Origin of the sequence: Paraburkholderia sp. GAS206C (assembly GCF_050435645.1) — a bacterium.
Classification (GTDB): domain Bacteria; phylum Pseudomonadota; class Gammaproteobacteria; order Burkholderiales; family Burkholderiaceae; genus Paraburkholderia; species Paraburkholderia phenazinium_B.
Window position 1 is genome coordinate 84276 of sequence record NZ_JBNDKR010000014.1, and the last position, 17066, is coordinate 101341.

A 17066-nucleotide genomic window follows, 5' to 3' on the forward strand; every position below is an offset into this window, starting at 1 on the left:
CGCGGTTTGCCTTCTCACCGCGCGGCGGCCTCGTATCATACAGCGACAGTAGGGTTTCGATCCATGCGGCCTGCCTGTGCGCGGCAAGCCGCGTGTTGGCGGTTCGGTCGGGCAGGCGTGAGCAGCAAGCGGCGTGCCCGACCACGGCATGCGTCGCTCGCTGTCGCCATCAGCGGAGGCAAGGACGGTGCTTCCGTTCGCACCTCTGCCTCCGCTCCCGCTTGCGCTGGCCTCGCCTCCTCACGCCGGCACCGACTCCGCCATCGCTGCGCGCGACCAGACCCGATGCTGTTCTGCCGCGGCAACGAATGCCTTCAGCACCTGCGCGAGCTGTTTGTCGTCGCCGGTCGCCACGCCGTCGGCATTCTCCGGCAAGTGCGCCGCCGACAACACGTCACGCCCCGCGCCCAACGCTGCAATCGCCTTGAGATGCTTGAATGCTTCGAGTACGAAATGCCGTGCGTCGCCCGATTGCGCGAGCGCTTTCGCACCCGCCTCGCCGCCTGCGACGACGATCGCGTCGAACATGATCGACGGCATGCCGGCAATCGTCGCATCGGGTTGCAGGCCACCGATAGCGGCAAGAGTCGGCGCTATCAATAGCGGCGTGGCGCCTTCGTCGCGCAGGGCCTGCTGGAGTTTGCCAAGCGCGGCGGTGTCTGAACCGGGTGCTGCCAGCAAGGCAATCTTGCGCGTCTTGATGCCCGGTTTTACACGGTTGAGCAGGCTCAATGCCGGTGAGGTCTCCGGTTCCGACGCAACCGGCGCCTTGCCCTTTTTCGGCGCAGGCAGGCCCAGGCCAGTCGCCACCTTGGCTGCCAGGTCCGCGTCGAAGTTGGCGAGGATCTGGTTCACCACGCGCTCGCGAATCTCCGGCTTCGTGACCTTGCCGAGTTCGAACTGGTAAGCCGCCGCAATGTGTTCTTTCTCGACCTCGGACATGCTGCGGTAGAACAGCGCGGCCTGCGAGAAGTGATCGGCAAACGACTCGCTGCGCACGCGAATCTTCGCGCCGTCGATGCGCTCGTGATAGCTCTCGAAGCCACCGTCCGCTGCGGCAGGATCGGTTTCCTTCGGCCAGCCGCCGTTCAGCGAGTTCGGCTCGTACGAAGCCTGACCGACATTGATCGCCTGACGGTGCATCGCGTCACGCTGGTTGTTCTGGAACGGGCATACGGGACGGTTGATCGGAATCTCGTGGAAATTCGGTCCGCCCAGTCGGCTGATCTGCGTATCCGTGTACGAAAAGAGTCGCCCTTGCAGCAGCGGATCGTTGCTGAAGTCGATGCCCGGCACGACATGGCCCGGATGGAATGCCACCTGTTCAGTCTCGGCGAAGAAATTGTCGGGGTTGCGGTTCAGCGTCATCTTGCCGATGATTTTCACGGGCACCTGCTCTTCGGGAATCAGCTTGGTCGGATCGAGCAGATCGAAGCCGAAGCTGTTTTCATCCTTCTCTTCGACGATCTGCACGCCGAGTTCGAATTCCGGGAAATTGCCTTGTTCGATGGCTTCCCACAGATCGCGCCGGTGAAAATCAGGATCCTTGCCGGCGAGTTTTTGCGCCTCGTCCCACAGCAGCGAGTACGAGCCGAGCACCGGACGCCAGTGAAACTTGATAAAGCGCGATTTACCCGCCGCATTGACGAAGCGGAACGTGTGAATGCCGAAGCCTTCCATGGTGCGCAGGCTGCGTGGAATCGCGCGGTCCGACATGGTCCACAACACCATGTGGGCGGACTCGGGCACTAGCGACACGAAGTCCCAGAAGGTATCGTGCGCCGATCCGCCGGTTGGCATTTCGTTCGGCGCTTCCGGTTTGACCGCGTGGACGAAGTCCGGAAACTTGATGGCGTCCTGGATGAAGAACACCGGCATGTTGTTGCCCACCAGGTCGTAATTGCCTTCCTGTGTGTAGAACTTGACGGCGAAGCCGCGCACGTCGCGCACGGTATCGGCAGAGCCGCGCGGTCCCTGCACGGTCGAAAAACGCACATATACCGGCGTCTGCACCGATGGGTCCTGCAGGAACGCAGCCTTGGTGTACTCGCTCATCGACTCGTACACCTGAAACACACCGTGCGCGGCCGAACCGCGCGCATGCACGATCCGTTCGGGAATCCGCTCGTGATCGAAGTGCGTGATCTTTTCACGCATGATGAAATCTTCGAGCAGCGACGGACCGCGCGGACCGGCGCGCAAGGTGTTCTGGTTGTCGGCGATTTTCACGCCCTGATTGGTTCTGAGCGCCTCGCCATCGGGGCGCAGGCGAAACTGTTCGAGATCCTGTGTCTTGGGATCGGCGCCCGTGGTCGTGCGGCCGGCGGGCTGCCGGTTGTTCGATTTACCTGCCATGGGGAAACTCCTTGCGTACGGCGCGACCGAGCGAAACGTCGGCTTGGCGCGGACCTTCGGTTCAGCAAGGGGTGTTCCCAACGGCGCGTGCGGAGCGGCGTTTTTGTCGATTCGGGAAACGCCTGGATCGCCCCCGATTGCACAAATCACTGTATGAATGTACAGTGTCTTCTCTTACCTTTCCGGGCCGTCGGCATCCGTAGCGCGTGATTCCGGCGTCTGATCATCGGGCAATGCCCGGTCTGCTAAAACGTGCGGCAAATAGATGGAGAAGACATGCTGCGATCTCTGAGCGCGGGAGTTGTGCTGCTTGTAGCCGCCACAACTGTGGCGGCAGCTGCGCCATCAACTGCCGCAGCAGGCGCGCATTACGTGGAAGTCTGGAATCCGCCGGAAGCGCGCATCGCTTCGCCGGTAACAGCGGCCAAATCCAGGGTAAAGCCGGGCAAAACCGCGCTGCTGGCGCGGAGCATGGGCAAAGCTGCTGCGCCACACCGCATCGCGGATCGACTGTCCAAGGCTTCGACTACAAGGCGTCTGGGCATCGACGCCGCAAAGAAAACCACCAGTCCGCGCTTTATCGACATTCCGCGCATCTTGACACCCGAAGGCAACGTGCTGCAGGTGAGCACCGGTCGCATGGCTGTTTCCGTGGTGCGATGACGCTGGCTATCCACGCGCGGCAAAAGATGGAACCTGAAACCTACAAGGGCTATGCGATCTGGGGCCATGCCATCGTCCAGGACGGCGGGTACGCGTCCAGCGGCACGATCACGCACGGCACAAAGCTGATCGAAGGATCAGGGATTCTGGGCAATTTCGAAACGGACGAAGAAGCACGCCTCGCGGGACTCGACTGGGCTCGAGCGTGGGTCGACAGTCACGGATAGCGAACGCGAGGGCTGCGACTGTTTAACCTAGGGTTGGATGAGCGCAAAACTGTCGCGCCCTGAGTACCCCATGAAGTTGTCGATCAGCAGCAACAGGTCTGCCTCATCAGGCCTCGTGCCCCACCGGCTATGTCCGGAAATCGACGCAATCGCAAACCATGAATGCGGCGGAAACCATTCGGCATGCACAGTGCGCTCTCCGATGATGCGCAGACGCCCGGTATCGCAAAGATACTCGGCGCGAACCGTTTCCCCTGACACCACCTTGCTGGCAGTAATCGGCGCAGGCTCAAACATGGCGTCCTCCCGTTTGTGGATCCCTGTTGTTCAAATCGTGTGAATAGCTTTTTGGGTTCCCCCAAGCGGTTCAATTCCGCGTGGTGCTGGTCCGGGCCGAACCATGCCCGCAACGGCAGCGCGCGCGTCAGCCGTCAGGTGTTATAAGGCAAGTTTTGTGCCGATTCGATCAACTGACCGTCTGACGGTCTTTTGCCCAAACGTCAGTTTTTTGGCCTGCATGCTTGTGTGGCGAGCCGCCCGTCTTGTGTGCCAAAGCGGGCAAATCGGCACTGCTTCGGTGCGCACCGCAGCGGTACTTTAAAGGGAACCATTATTAGTACGGTATCCGAATCAATTGTCGGACGAGGCGGGGCTGCGATAGCGTCGAACAGACGTTTGATTGGACACTGATGCGAGCGACAGAGGGCGGCCACGTCACGACGCGGCCGCCCTCAGTGGTGAAATACGGCTACGCCCCGTTCAACCCTGCACGGGGCTTACACCGCGATCAGTGGGTGCGCTTTGCGGGGTGTTTCGCCGCATCCTTGGCTTCTTCCCGCGCATCGCCCATGTCCTTGCGGGCCTGACCCATGCCCTGCTGGATATCGCCCTTCATTTCGCGGCCGACGTTCCCAGTGGCTTTCCCTGCCACTTCGTTGACCTTGCCCTTGGCCTTTTCAGCAACGCCCTTCACCTGGTCCTTGTTCATGACGTCCTCCAAAAGTGCGACTTGTGTCGCGACGTTCATAACGCCGCAAGCAGTGTTCCTGCTATCGGAGGATTTTCGGCTGCTTTCCTGGCGTGTAACGCTTCGCTTCAACCCTGGGTGCGATTCCTCTGCCGCGCCGGAATTGCAGGCTTTTTGACTCGACCAGACGCCCCGGTTGCCCGCAATTCAATGAAATGCGCCGCCAATTCCCCTCGTTTCGCCGGATCGCATTTACTGCATCGCCTTTACACTGTTTTCCATGGGCACGACGAATCACTGAGTCCATACGCGGTCTTCCCCCCGCGTTGTTTTGACCGTACCTGTAGAGCAGCACGTAGAGCAGTTCGTAGAGCAGTCCGGCAGGTTGCAGTAGAAACGGCAGTTGCTTGTACGCAGTACGTAGTCGTAGCACGCTCCAGCATCAGGCAGTACGCTCCAGCATCACGTTGTCCGTAGCAACGCAGTCGCAGTCCGCAGCACGCAGTTGCAATACCGGTAGCAGGTAGTAGCGCATCGACGAAGCGCTCTCGCATCAGATGCAATGAAAGCAACAGGGGTTTGCAGCAAAAGAAGGTAAAGGACCGAAGGACCGCGTCTCAAGCAGTTTGAAGTGCAACAGCGTTGTTTTGATGGGAACCACGTCGGCAAGCATCCACGCGCCTGTGCGACTCTTCCATCCTGTCCGGCCCTGTCCCCCGTGGGACAGGGCTTTTTTTTCGGCCGCGGCCGCGTCACACCTTGACACAACTGCCCCGGTCAAGCGTCTCAAAATTTAAGGCTATCTTAATTGTTGCTTGCGATGATGCTGACACGACGCACCTACAAGGATGCGAATTGTCCCGCCGGTACGCCGTCTGCAAGAAGCTTCTCTGGCGAACCGAGCGTTACAGAACGAGGTTAAAACCGTCATGCCGAACAAATCGCAAAGCCGCAAACGCAACCAGCCTGCCATGTCGCCGCTGCTGCGCGCCCTCACGTTTAGCCGGGCCGCGCACGAGCCGGTCACGCAGGCGATGCTCCTGCAGTGTTATACCGCCCTCGATGCGTTCAAACGCGGTCACGGCTCACGGGATCTGTTTATGACTCTCGGCCGGCATTTTCTGGTGTCCGAAGAGCTTTGCCGTCTGGGACTCGAGCCGCAAGGTCTCGAGTACATTGAGAGCGCACACGGCGCGATGGTGCAGCTCGACGCCGCAGAGCATCAGCAAGGCGGTTGGGCATTGGGCGAGGACGAGTATCTGCGCGTGTGCGCGGCGCTGTCGATTCTCGATGCGCAACTGTCCGCCGCTTCGCTCGAAACGATTGCACGCGCCGAAGCCCGCATGGTGGAAGGTCTGATGAGAGCGGGCCGGAAAGAAGCGGTCGCCGAAGCGCCGACCACCGTCTGCTAGGACCGCGGCCGGAGTTGGGTTGCGCCGGGTGCGTTGTAGCAACCGGTTCGCGAGCGACTGCAGGCCGCGCGAGGGCTCAAGCCGGAGCCCGCGCGCGCAACAAGCTCGCTCAGAACTGGTAATTGATCGACAGATCCAGCACCCCGTTCGACGAGCGCTGAGTGACAGGACTATGCGCCGCGCTGCCGACCAGTTGCTCCAGCGCAAAGTCGCACGCCGCAAACCAGTGCTTCTGGAAGAACCAGATCGCACTGACGCCGAAACCCGCCGACTTCAGACCCGCACTCGCGTGATAGTACGAGTACTGGGATTCGGCGGCCTGCTGCTGGTCGATGCCGAACCAGGCGTTCATGTATTTGGAATCGGCGAAGGTCAGACTCGGCCCTGCAAACCAGAAGAACGTCTTCGAACTGCCGGGCAGCGGCATATAAGCGCCGACGTCGCCGATCCAGCCATTCGAACCGCCGAAGCTGCGGCGGATATCGGCGCGCAGCACCATCGGGAAACTCTTCGATATGACGTAGTCGCCGGCCAGTTTCAGTTCCGGGGCGGGGTTGATGTTGCCGAGACCGTGCAGATGCTCGTCGTCGTCCTGACCGCGCCGTCCCAGGTCATAGGCAACCGCAAGGCTGATCCGCCAGTTCTGGCCTTGTGCCACATTGGCGCCGAAGCCTTCGCCGGTCGAAGCAAAATACAGATCGCTATAGCGGATGTCGATGCTCGGGCCGCCCTCGAAGTGATATCGATCGGCGCCGTCATAGCGCGGCTGGAAGGCGCCGGCGATACCGACCGCCGCTTGCCACGTGGGAATTTCCGGTTCCATCAATTTTTCCAGCGGCACCCCCGCCGAATATTGCCATTCCTGCAGAGGCGCCGGCGTTTGAGCTTTGGCTGGCGTCGCGATCACGCTCATGCCGGCGACAGTGGCAGCAACCAGCCATGGCGTTGCGGCCGCTTTTTTGTTGGAACGGCTCCGGGCCGCCCGCGTTATATGTCCGTTCGACACCCATCCTCCGATCGCGCTGGTCGCGAATGAATTGACTGGCCGCTTTCCAGATCCCGCGAGGCTGTATCGATTGCCACGCAGCCATGCCTGGGCATGTAATTCTTTCAGCGGCTGGTACATATGAGTTGGCCGATGGCGGCATTTGATGTCGCCGCTGGCCGAACTTGCCGGCTGCGACGACTTCTGGCCCCATCCTGCCAATATCTGCAAGGCTCGACGAGTGCAATATCCGGGCCTGATCGAAACGTCGAGCGGTCGAGCCCGTCGATTTGCGTCGCTCCCTCAGTGAGTCAAAGTCTTCGCCAGTTGCTCGCGCAGAAATGCGGTGAATGACTGGATCGTAATCGAGCTTTGCCGATGCTGCGGATAGACTGCAAAAAGCGCGGTTGCACGCGGCAGAAACGGCTCCAGTACGGGGACGAGCTGACCGGCCTTAAGCGCGGCGGAGACGATGAAATCCGGCAGGCGCGCAATGCCGAGCCCCGCGAGCGCCGCATCGCGGATCAATTCACCGTTGTTGGCACGCAGCGGTCCGTGCACCTCCACGGCCTTGTGTGCGCCGTCCAGCACGAACTCCCAGCTCGCTGGGCCGCCGTGTCCATACAGAAGACAGGCATGCCGCTCGAGCTCGGCCGGCGCGGCGGGCGTACCGCGCCGGCGCAGGTACTGCGGGCTGCAGCAGACCACCATCCGGACTTCCGCGAGCTTTTGCGCGATCAGCGTCGAATCGGCCAGCGTGCCGATGCGGATTGCCATGTCGAACCCCTCGCCCACCACGTCGACGGTGCGATCGCTCAACTCCATGTCGAAGCGCACGTCTGAATGTTTCTTCAGGAACATCGCTACCAGCGGCGACAGATGGACCATGCCGAACGACATCGGCGCACTCACCCGCAGCAGCCCATGAGGTGACGCCCGCCGCAGCGACATGGCCTGCTCGGCTTCTTGCACCTCACCGAGAATGCGTTTGGCCCGCTCGTAGAACTCCTGGCCGAGTTCGGTGACGGCAAGCTTGCGCGTGTTGCGGATCAGGAGCCGCACGCCGAGTGCCTCTTCGAGCGCCATGACGCGGCGACTGACGAACTGCTTCGACAGCGACAGCCGGTTGGCTGCGGTAGTGAAGTTGTGCGCGTCAACCGTGGCGACGAAAATCCGCATGTCATCGAGTTGCATTGGCTCGCTCCTGGGTGTTGATCATGGTCGCCCGTCCGTGGTGTCGCCCGCCGCCTCATTGTCAACCATTGCGAGACAGTGTTTCTGATTACGTCACGATTATAAGCACATTGATTGACGTAAACTGCTCTGCATGGATCACGGACGACACCCCTCTCCGGATCGCACATCAAGGAGAAAGAACATGCTCGACATTAGACACGCCAATCAACGCGGCCGCGCGGAGCACGGCTGGCTTAGTTCGCGTCATACGTTTTCCTTTGCCAACTATCACGACCCGAAGCAGAACGGCTTTTCGGATCTGCTGGTGATCAACGACGACCGCGTCGCGCCGTCGAAAGGCTTCGGCACGCATCCGCACCGCGACATGGAAATCTTCTCGTACGTGCTGGAAGGTGCGCTGGAACATAAGGACACGATGGGCACCGGCTCGGTGATCGTTCCCGGCGACATCCAGTTGATGAGCGCGGGCACGGGCGTCGCCCATAGCGAGTACAACCACTCGCGGAGCGACTCTGTGCACTTCCTGCAGATCTGGATTGCACCGGCGCTCAAGGGCACGCCGCCGCGTTATCAGCAGAGCCGTTTCGGCGACGCGGAAAAGCGCGGTGCGCTGCGCCTCGTGATCTCGCCCGATGGTGCGAACGAGTCGCTGGTGGTGCAGCAGGACACGCGCGTTTATGCCGGACTGTTCGACGGCGACGAGAGCGCCCGGCTGGAACTGGCGGCTGACCGGTATGCGTATGTCCACGTGGCGCGCGGCAGCGTCGACGTGAACGGTCAGACGCTCGGTGAAGGCGACGGTGCGCGGGTCCGCAATGAACAGGTTCTGACGTTCTCACAGGGTCACGACGCCGAAGTACTGGTGTTCGATCTGCGTAACATCGAGATGTCGGAACTCTGGTCCTGAGCGCTGCGCGGCGAACGCACGAATTGCATCCGTTATTACCTGCTGTTCCCGTCATGGCGGCATATTTGACTGAACTACGATGGTTCTGTGGCTTCCATGAAGCTACGTCCAGTACGTGGGCCTGATCGTGTCAATATGCCGCCGCCTGACGGGAAGAGTTGATCGATACGGGGATGCAGTCTGCACGCCGCTTGATAAAGGATCGGCCGTGGATATCATGAAAATTGCCAGAGCAGCGGGTTTGCAGATTCTGCTAGATGCTCGGATTGGCCGTGAAACCTATCACAGCGTGAGTGGATCGCTGCTTTCGTTGCAGCGCTTCGCAGAGGCGGTTTGCGCCGCTCAGGCGGATGAGTTTGCGCAGCAGCAGGAAGCGTCGGCAGCACACGAAGCATAAACAGCCAGGGTGGCGATCTCGCATCGCCGCCCTGGGTTTTAGACGCATTTACGGGGCGCTGACCTTGCCGGTTTGCTCCTTCGTCAGCGCTGCGGGCAACACCCCGCTCGCGGCCGCTGCTTCGTCGACCGTGGTACGGCCACCGTCGCGGAAAAACGCCTGCACCGCAGCGTTGTTCAACACGAGAATGCTGATGCGGCGGTTGGTCGGTTCGTCGGCGACGTTTCTGTCCAACGGCAACACGTCAGCCAGTCCGCGCACCTGCAACAGTTTGTCCTCCCTTAAGCCCCCTGCTACCAGCGCGCGCCTTGCGGCGTTGGCGCGGTCGCTGGAAAGCTCCCAGTTCGAATAGCCGGCGGTGCCGCCCGAGTAAGGCACGGCATCTGTATGGCCGGCAATCGACACGCGATTGTCCACGTCGTTGAGCGACGCGCCGATCTGCTGCAGAATCGTCAGCGCGTAGTCCTCCAGTTTCGAACTACCCGAGGCGAACATCGGCCGCTTCAGCGAATCGACGATCTCGATGCGCAAACCTTCGTCGGTGATCGACAGACGAATCTGCTCCTTGTAGGCGCGCAACGATGGCGTCTGTTCGATCAACGCACCGATTTTCGCCTTGAGCTGCGCGAGCCGCTGCGCATCCATCTGCATGGCGGGCGGGCTGACCGTAGGCGGGGCGGGCTGGACCTGACTCTTGTGCGCCACGCCTGGCCGGCTGTCCGAGGCGTCGCGTCCGCCGCCTTGCACCACGCTCGGCCGCGCCGCACCGGTGCCTTCCTTGCCGCCCAGCAAGGTGGAAAGCGGCGTGTTGAAGTAATCCTCGATGCCCTCTTTGTCGTACTGCGAGGTCGAGCCCAGCAGCCACATCAGCAGAAAAAACGCCATCATGGCCGTCACGAAGTCGGCATAGGCGATCTTCCAAGCACCGCCGTGATGGGCCTCGTGTGCCGCACCCTTGCGCAGACGCCGCACCACGATGGGCGCCGACGCTTCCCCCGCGCTACCGCCCGACCGGTTCTCAGCCATGACTCGTCTCCCTCATCCTGGTCAGGCCGCCTTGGGCATTTTGGTGGCGCGCACCGCGTCTTCGAGCTCCTTGAAGCTCGGCCGGTCCGCGGTAAACAGCACCTTGCGGCCGAACTCCACCGCAACGGGCGGCGCGTAGCCGCTCATCGAGGCGAGCAACACAGCCTTGACACACTGAAACGGTTTGGCGGCGGCGCGACCCTTGGCATTGAGCAGGTCGGCGAGCGGCCCGATGAATCCGTACGCGAGCAGAATGCCAAGGAAAGTGCCCACCAGCGCACCGGCGATCATCTCCCCAAGCACCGCGGGTGCGGCTCCCACCGAGCCCATCGTATGCACCACGCCCATCACCGCGGCGACAATGCCGAACGCCGGCAAGCCGTCGGCCATCTTCTGGATCGCATTGGCCGCGACGGAGGCCTCCGCGTGATGCGTCTCCAGTTCCTCGTCCATCAGGTCCTGCATTTCGAGCGCGTTCACGTTACCGCTCGACATCATGCGCAGATAGTCGACGATAAAGTCGAGCAGATGATGGTCCTGCAGAACATGCGAATACTTCTGGAACAGCGCACTTTGTTCGGGCGCCTCGACATCCGCCTCGAGGGACATCATGCCTTCCTTGCGTGCCTTCTGGAGCAGTTCAAACAGCAGCGCGATCAGTTCGAGATATTTCTCTTTCGTATAACCGCCGCCCTTGAAGCAGGTAGGCAAACTCTTGAGCGTCTTTCTCAGCGTCGTGACCGGATTGCTGACGACAAACGCCCCTATCGCCGCACCGAAAATACACAGGAGTTCGAATGGTTGAACCAGGGCAGGAAGATGTCCTCCTACGCCGATAAAACTACCGATCACCGACCCCAACACCAATACCCATCCGATCGCAACAAACATGGCCTCTCCGTTTCAAACGCGGATTTAAACTGCTGCACTTCCACGCCGGACCAGTTCGTTCAGCGTAGCGGTGCCCCTCTCGATAATCCGCACCGGAGCAGGCGCGCGTGGCTGCGCCTCTCCGGAGAGATTCTATGTTCTTGATTGGTGCAAACCTGATTGACCTGCGCCGAGTGCATGTAACGGCGCATTTCCGGTTTGCTTGAACCCAGGCTTTCCCCGCGCAGGAGAAATGTTCCACCCGGTTAATAGCTCTGTTTTCGGCAGCGCAGCGAATTTCTTAAGCGATAAATTTATCGATCGCGCCCAGGCCTTGTGCGGCTTTGGTTTCTTTTTTTAATCGGTAAATATGGCCTTTATGGCGCAAACGTTTGGTGTTCGCGAATGGCGAATCAAACATCAACTCGTAACCGCTCCGGAAAATTCTGCCAGCACGCGTTCGCGTATTGCGGGCTTGATATTGGAGTGCTCCATATTGCCGCGATAATGCGCGACCACACGCGGATTCATCACGCGGAACCACAGCGGCGGCACATAAGCCACCATGATCATCGTTGCGTAACCGGACGGTAATTGCGGTGCGCCTTCGAAGTGACGCAGTGCCTGAAACGAGCGCGTCGGATTGGCATGATGATCCGCATGGCGTTGCAATTGGTAAAGAAACAGGTTGGTGACGACGCGATTGCTGTTCCATGAATGCTCAGGGCGGCAGCGTTCGTATTTGCCGTTCGGCAACTGCTTGCGGCCTAATCCGTAGTGCTCGAGATAATTGACCACTTCGAGCAGCGAGGCGCCGTATATCGCCTGGATCAGCAGGAACGGAATCACGACCTTGCCGAATAGAACAATCATCGCGCCCCATAGCACTGCGGTCATCGCCCATGCATGCAATACCTCGTTGCGCCAGCTCCACGACGAATGATCGCTGCGCGTGAGCCGCTCTTTTTCGAGCCGCCACGCCGATGCGATGCTGCCGAACACCGTGCGCGGCAGGAACGCCCAGAAGGACTCGCCATAGCGTGCGCTGGCGGGATCGGGCGGCGTCGCCACCCGCACGTGATGGCCGCGGTTGTGTTCGACGAAGAAGTGTCCATAGGCGACCGGCGCCAGCGTGACCTTCGCCAGCCAGCGCTCGAAGTGGTCGGTCTTGTGACCGAGTTCGTGAGCAGTATTGATCGATGCGCCGGTCGCCGAACCGAGCGAGAGCGCAAACCCCAGGTAGTCGTACCAGGCGAGCGCATGGGTTCCGACGATCCACACTGCGCCGAAGAACGAGACGTATTCGATGAAGGTCGCGAGGTAAACGATGCGCCGGTAATAGCGCTCGCGCTCGAGCACGGGCGCCACTTCCTCAGGCGGATTGCTGGGGTCGTCGCCGATCGCGTAGTCGAGCACCGGGATAATGCCGAACACAAAGATCGGACCAAACCACCAGAAGATATGCCAGCCCGTGAGCAGCGCAAGAGTGGCCGCGTGCAGCGGCAACGTGATGGTCAGCGCACCGAGCAGCCAAAGGTAGCGCTTGCCGTCGACCCAACGCGCGGGCGCCGTTTGCGAAGAGGCCATCTCTGTCTCCTTTTATGTTGCCCTTCGTCCTTAAGACCACTCGCACGCGTTGAAATGCGCACGGTTGGCTGCCGCGAAAGGTCTGCTCCGATTCACAGATTTATATGGTGAGACGAGCCACTTCGCCAAGAATTGAATCCAGGCGGCGAGCTCCAAACAAAGCAGCGCGGGCCGCGCCCGTGAGGGCCTGCGTCAAGCGTGTGAATGAAACGGGTGTATAGATGCGCCGATGGAGTTCAAGCGCCACCGGCTTCGATGCGGGAACCGAAAACAATGAAGCCCGCACAAAGGCGGGCTTCATTGCAAGGCAACAACTGGCAGCAGGCTTTCGTCAGTCCAATCAGGACCGCCTGCCGCTCACGAGGAAAACTTAGGCCTCCGCAAGCGCCGCAGCTTCCTCGACTTCCACTTCGTCATCCGCGCTATTGCGAATCAGGTGATCGAAGGCGGAGAGCGATGCTTTCGCGCCCTCGCCCACGGCGATGACGATCTGCTTGAACGGCACCGTCGTCACATCGCCGGCCGCGAACACGCCCGGCACCGATGTCGCGCCGCGCGCATCGACGACGATCTCGCCGTGCTTCGACAGTTCGACCGTGCCCTTCAACCATTCGGTATTCGGCACGAGACCGATCTGCACGAACACGCCTTCCAGTTCGACCTGCTTCGTTTCACCCGAGCGCAAATCCTTGTAGACGAGCCCGTTGACCTTCTTGCCGTCGCCGGTGATCTCGGTGGTCTGCGCCTGCGTCACGATCGTCACGTTAGCGAGGCTGCGCAGCTTGCGTTGCAGCACTTCATCAGCCCGCAGTTGCGCGCCGAATTCGATCAGCGTGACTTCGCGCACGAGGCCGGCCAGATCGATTGCCGCTTCCACGCCCGAGTTGCCGCCACCGATCACCGCGACGCGCTTGCCTTTGAACAGCGGGCCATCGCAGTGCGGGCAGTAAGCCACGCCATGATTGCGATATTCGCGCTCGCCCGGCACGTTGATTTCGCGCCAGCGCGCACCGGTGGCGAGCACGATCGTCTTCGCCTTCAGCACCGCGCCGCTCGCCAGACGTACCTCATTGATGCGGCCCGGAACCAGTGCTTCAGCACGCTGCACGTCCATGATGTCCACTTCATAGCTCTTCACGTGCTGTTCGAGCGCCGTGGCAAACTTCGGTCCTTCGGTCTCCTGAACGGAGACGAAATTTTCGATCGCGAGCGTGTCGAGCACCTGGCCGCCGAAGCGTTCCGCAACCACGCCCGTCTTGATGCCCTTGCGTGCCGAGTAAATCGCTGCCGCAGCGCCCGCGGGGCCGCCACCGACGATCAGTACATCGAACACCGGCTTCTTCGCCAGTTCCTTGGCCGCACGCGCACCTGCGCCGGTATCGAGTTTGGCGAGAATTTCCTTTACGCCGCTACGGCCCTGGCCGAACACTTCGCCGTTCAGGAACATCGTCGGCACGGCCATGATCTGGCGCGCTTCCACTTCGTTCGGGAATACCCCGCCGTCAATCGCCACGTGGCGGATGCGCGGGTTGATCAGCGCCATCACGTTCAGCGCCTGCACGACTTCCGGGCAGTTCTGGCAGGTCAGCGAGAAATACGTTTCAAACTGATAGTCGCCGTCGAGCTCGCGGATCTGTTCGATCACCGCGTCGTCGAGCTTGACCGGGTGGCCGCCCACCTGCAGCAGCGCCAGCACCAGCGACGTAAATTCATGTCCCATCGGGATGCCGGCAAAGCGGATGCCCGTGTCCTTGCCCGGCTCGCCGATCGAGAACGAAGGCTTGCGCTCCGCGTCGCCGCGCCGCTCGATCACGCTGACGCGCGCCGACAGCGTCGCGATGTCGTTCAGCAGTGCGAGCAGTTCCTGCGATTTGGCGCTGTCGTCGAGCGAGGCCACGATCTCGATCGGCCGGCTGACCTTTTCCAGGTACGATTTCAACTGAGTCTTGAGATTGGCATCCAGCATGGCTATTCGAATTCCGTGACGAGGGTTGGGCTCCGGGCGCCACCCACATTGCGTGGCGAGGAGCCGTGCGGGCCGTATGCACATGAAGCTGCATTGCGCGTGATACCGTCCGCACGGAGAAACGCCAGCGAGTGGCGTGTACTGCGATGAAGCCGAGCTAAGCGGGAGCGCTTAGATCTTGCCGACCAGGTCGAGCGACGGGGTCAGCGTTTCAGCGCCCGGCGTCCACTTGGCGGGGCACACTTCACCCGGATGCGCTGCGATGTATTGCGCAGCCTGCACCTTGCGTAGCAGTTCGCCGGCATCACGGCCAATGCCGTTGTCGTGGATTTCGCACAGCTTGATCTCGCCTTCCGGGTTGATCACGAAGGTGCCGCGCAGCGCCAGGCCTTCTTCTTCGATCAGCACGTCGAAGTTGCGCGAGATGGCCAGTGTCGGATCGGCGATCATCGGATACTTGATCTTCTGGATCGTGTCCGACGTGTCGTGCCATGCCTTGTGGGTGAAGTGCGTATCGGTCGACACGCTGTAGATCTCGACGCCGAGCTTCTGGAATTCGGCATAACGATCGGCCAGGTCGCCCAGTTCGGTCGGGCAAACAAACGTGAAGTCAGCCGGGTAGAACACGACGACCGACCACTTGCCCTTCAGGGTTTCGTCGGTAACGGTCTGGAAGTCGCCATTGTGGTAAGCGGTTGCCTTGAAAGGTTTGATCTGGCTGTTGATGATCGGCATCTGATGCGTCCTCTTTTGGTACGTGGTTGAGAAAGTGATGACAGTATGTCTGGATCCACTTAATAGAAAAAGTTGATTGTTTAAATCGTCATCATTGGATTTGACTATTTCTCCTTCTGGGAGAAATCCCGACTCCGGATGCCGGCTTTGGCCGTCTTCGGCAATACTTCTACTTTTCTACTTTTTCCTCGCAAACGGACCGCGATGACCGACACCCAGAAACGCCCCGGCTTCATCGGCTGGTTGCCCTATATCGTCGCGGCGACCTTCTTCATGGAGTATCTGGACACCACGGTGATCGCCACCGCCCTGCCGCAGATGGCGCGTTCGTTCGGCGTGGGTCCGAACAGCCTCAGCCTCGGCATGACGGCCTACATGCTGGCGCTGGCGATTTTCATCCCGGTAAGCGGCTGGGTTGCCGATCGGTGCGGGTCGCGCACGGTCTTCTTTAGCGCGATCGGCGTGTTTACGGTCGCGTCGGTGTTGTGCGGGATGTCGCAAAACGTGACGGAATTCACCGCCGCGCGTCTGTTGCAAGGGATGGGCGGCGCGATGATGGTCCCGGTCGGCCGGCTGATCGTGGTGCGCAGCACCGAGAAAAGCCGCCTGATGCAGGCCATCTCGACCATTACGTGGCCGGCGATCGTCGCGCCGGTGGTCGGGCCGCCGATCGGCGGCTTCATCACCACCTATGCGAACTGGCGCTGGATCTTTCTGCTGAACGTGCCGTTCGGCATCGCGGTGATGGCGGCAGTGGTCGCACTGGTGCCCAACCTGAAAGGCAGCGAGCGCCGCCCGCTCGATGTCGTCGGCCTGCTGCTGAGCGGCGCCACCCTTACTTCGATCCTGTACGGCGCCGAACTCGCCAGCCAGCCCGGCGAAAATCCGTGGATAGCAGGCGCCCTCGTGGCAGCGGGTCTGGTGATCGGGTTCGTGGCATTCCGGCATGCACAGCGCCATCCGCATCCGCTGATCGACGTCTCGACGCTCAGGATTCCCACTTTCTCGGTGACGGTGATAACCGGTTCGTTCACACGTATCGGCATCGGCGCGGTGCCGTATCTGATGCCGCTGCTGTTCCAGATCGGCTTCGGTCTGTCCGCGTTCAAGTCGGGGCTATTGCTGCTGGCGAGCGCGCTCGGCAACCTGGGTATGAAGGCGTTGACCACGCGCATCCTGCAGCGCTATGGCTTCCGGATGGTGTCGATCGTCGACGTCGCCGCAGCAGGCGTCTTCATTATCGCCTGCGGCCTGCTGACGCCACAGGCACCGCTCGCCTGGGTACTGATCGTGATATTCGGATATGGCGTGGCGCGCTCGATGCAGTTCACGACGCTCGCCACCCTCGCCTACGCAGACGTCGCCCAGCCGCAGATGAGCGCGGCGAGCACGCTGTGGAGCGCGGCGGCGCAAATGACCATCGGGCTGGGCATTGCCTTCGGCGCGGTGGCGTTGCGCGGTGCCGCCGTGTTCAACGGCGAGACCTCAGGGCATGTCTTTACGCTCGATGACTTCCGCATCGCCTTTCTCTGCGCCGGATTGGTGACGCTCGCGTCGGTGTGGGGTTACTGGCAGCTGGAACACAACGCGGGGCAGAGCGTCGGCGGAGGCTCGCGGCGCCAGGACGCTTCCTGAGCGCGATCAATAGCGTGGACGGGAGCCAGGCAGAAGCCTGTCACCGCGCCCGACCTGTCACATCCCCGCAACGTTGGACGGTTAGTTTGCTTGCACTACTCGAAATCACTCGAAACCGTCCTCCCAATGACATCGCC

Annotated in this window: 16 protein-coding genes; 6 read left to right on the top strand and 10 right to left on the bottom strand. The window is 61.1% G+C overall.

Features of this window, described 5'->3' with window-relative positions:
• Positions 1-240: 240 nt before the first annotated feature.
• A complete protein-coding gene (katE, locus tag P3T20_RS32845; protein WP_429289017.1) occupies positions 241-2355 on the bottom strand; it encodes a catalase HPII in 2115 nt (704 codons plus the stop codon).
• A 276-nt stretch (positions 2356-2631) separates the two neighbouring features.
• On the opposite strand from katE, the gene P3T20_RS32850 reads away from it, so the two are divergent.
• Both P3T20_RS32850 and P3T20_RS32855 read left to right on the top strand, forming a co-directional pair.
• On the top strand, positions 2632-3018 hold the full coding sequence (locus P3T20_RS32850) for a hypothetical protein (RefSeq protein ID WP_429289018.1): 387 nt from the start codon (positions 2632-2634) through the stop codon (positions 3016-3018).
• Positions 3019-3044: 26 nt separating this feature from the next.
• The gene (locus P3T20_RS32855; RefSeq protein ID WP_429289019.1) at positions 3045-3245 is read left to right on the top strand and encodes a hypothetical protein; all 201 of its coding nucleotides are present in this window, start codon (positions 3045-3047) and stop codon (positions 3243-3245) included.
• A gap of 27 nt (positions 3246-3272) precedes the next feature.
• Here the strand turns inward: P3T20_RS32855 and P3T20_RS32860 are convergent, their stop codons facing one another.
• Positions 3273-3542 carry a hypothetical protein gene (locus tag P3T20_RS32860; RefSeq protein WP_074268489.1) on the bottom strand — a complete coding sequence of 90 codons (270 nt, stop codon included), beginning with the start codon at positions 3540-3542 and terminating at the stop codon, positions 3273-3275.
• Between the two features lie 490 nt (positions 3543-4032).
• Positions 4033-4233 (bottom strand): CsbD family protein, encoded by a 201-nt coding sequence (locus P3T20_RS32865; RefSeq protein WP_074269454.1) that lies wholly within the window; start codon positions 4231-4233, stop codon positions 4033-4035.
• Positions 4234-5141: 908 nt separating this feature from the next.
• On the opposite strand from P3T20_RS32865, the gene P3T20_RS32870 reads away from it, so the two are divergent.
• Entirely contained in the window at positions 5142-5624 is a 483-nt protein-coding gene (locus tag P3T20_RS32870) for a hypothetical protein (RefSeq protein WP_429289020.1), read from the top strand.
• 109 nt (positions 5625-5733) lie between these two features.
• Here the strand turns inward: P3T20_RS32870 and P3T20_RS32875 are convergent, their stop codons facing one another.
• Positions 5734-6537, bottom strand: coding sequence for a MipA/OmpV family protein (locus tag P3T20_RS32875; protein WP_074269455.1), 804 nt, complete (start codon positions 6535-6537; stop codon positions 5734-5736).
• Positions 6538-6912: 375 nt separating this feature from the next.
• The gene (locus P3T20_RS32880) at positions 6913-7803 is read right to left on the bottom strand and encodes a LysR family transcriptional regulator (protein ID WP_429289021.1); all 891 of its coding nucleotides are present in this window, start codon (positions 7801-7803) and stop codon (positions 6913-6915) included.
• Positions 7804-7987: 184 nt separating this feature from the next.
• Here P3T20_RS32880 and P3T20_RS32885 point away from each other — a divergent pair, with 184 nt between their 5' ends.
• The gene (locus P3T20_RS32885) at positions 7988-8713 is read left to right on the top strand and encodes a pirin family protein (RefSeq protein WP_429289022.1); all 726 of its coding nucleotides are present in this window, start codon (positions 7988-7990) and stop codon (positions 8711-8713) included.
• Positions 8714-8930: 217 nt separating this feature from the next.
• A complete protein-coding gene (locus P3T20_RS32890; protein ID WP_367946975.1) occupies positions 8931-9110 on the top strand; it encodes a hypothetical protein in 180 nt (59 codons plus the stop codon).
• Positions 9111-9158: 48 nt separating this feature from the next.
• Here P3T20_RS32890 and motB read toward each other — a convergent pair whose 3' ends face one another.
• The 5 genes from motB to ahpC all read right to left on the bottom strand — a co-directional run bounded on the left by motB (position 9159) and on the right by ahpC (position 15294).
• Positions 9159-10136 carry a flagellar motor protein MotB gene (gene motB, locus P3T20_RS32895; protein WP_429289023.1) on the bottom strand — a complete coding sequence of 326 codons (978 nt, stop codon included), beginning with the start codon at positions 10134-10136 and terminating at the stop codon, positions 9159-9161.
• Between the two features lie 21 nt (positions 10137-10157).
• Positions 10158-11027, bottom strand: coding sequence for a flagellar motor stator protein MotA (gene motA / locus P3T20_RS32900; RefSeq protein ID WP_074268495.1), 870 nt, complete (start codon positions 11025-11027; stop codon positions 10158-10160).
• 399 nt (positions 11028-11426) lie between these two features.
• Positions 11427-12593: an alkane 1-monooxygenase gene (locus tag P3T20_RS32905; RefSeq protein ID WP_429289024.1), complete on the bottom strand. Its 1167-nt coding sequence runs from the start codon at positions 12591-12593 to the stop codon at positions 11427-11429.
• A 370-nt stretch (positions 12594-12963) separates the two neighbouring features.
• On the bottom strand, positions 12964-14559 hold the full coding sequence (gene ahpF, locus P3T20_RS32910) for an alkyl hydroperoxide reductase subunit F (RefSeq protein WP_429289025.1): 1596 nt from the start codon (positions 14557-14559) through the stop codon (positions 12964-12966).
• A 171-nt stretch (positions 14560-14730) separates the two neighbouring features.
• Positions 14731-15294, bottom strand: coding sequence for an alkyl hydroperoxide reductase subunit C (gene ahpC, locus P3T20_RS32915; protein ID WP_074268498.1), 564 nt, complete (start codon positions 15292-15294; stop codon positions 14731-14733).
• A 204-nt stretch (positions 15295-15498) separates the two neighbouring features.
• Between ahpC and P3T20_RS32920 the strand changes: the two genes are divergently transcribed.
• Complete coding sequence (locus P3T20_RS32920) at positions 15499-16929, top strand: MFS transporter (RefSeq protein ID WP_429289026.1); 1431 nt, start codon at positions 15499-15501, stop codon at positions 16927-16929.
• Positions 16930-17066 lie beyond the last annotated feature (137 nt).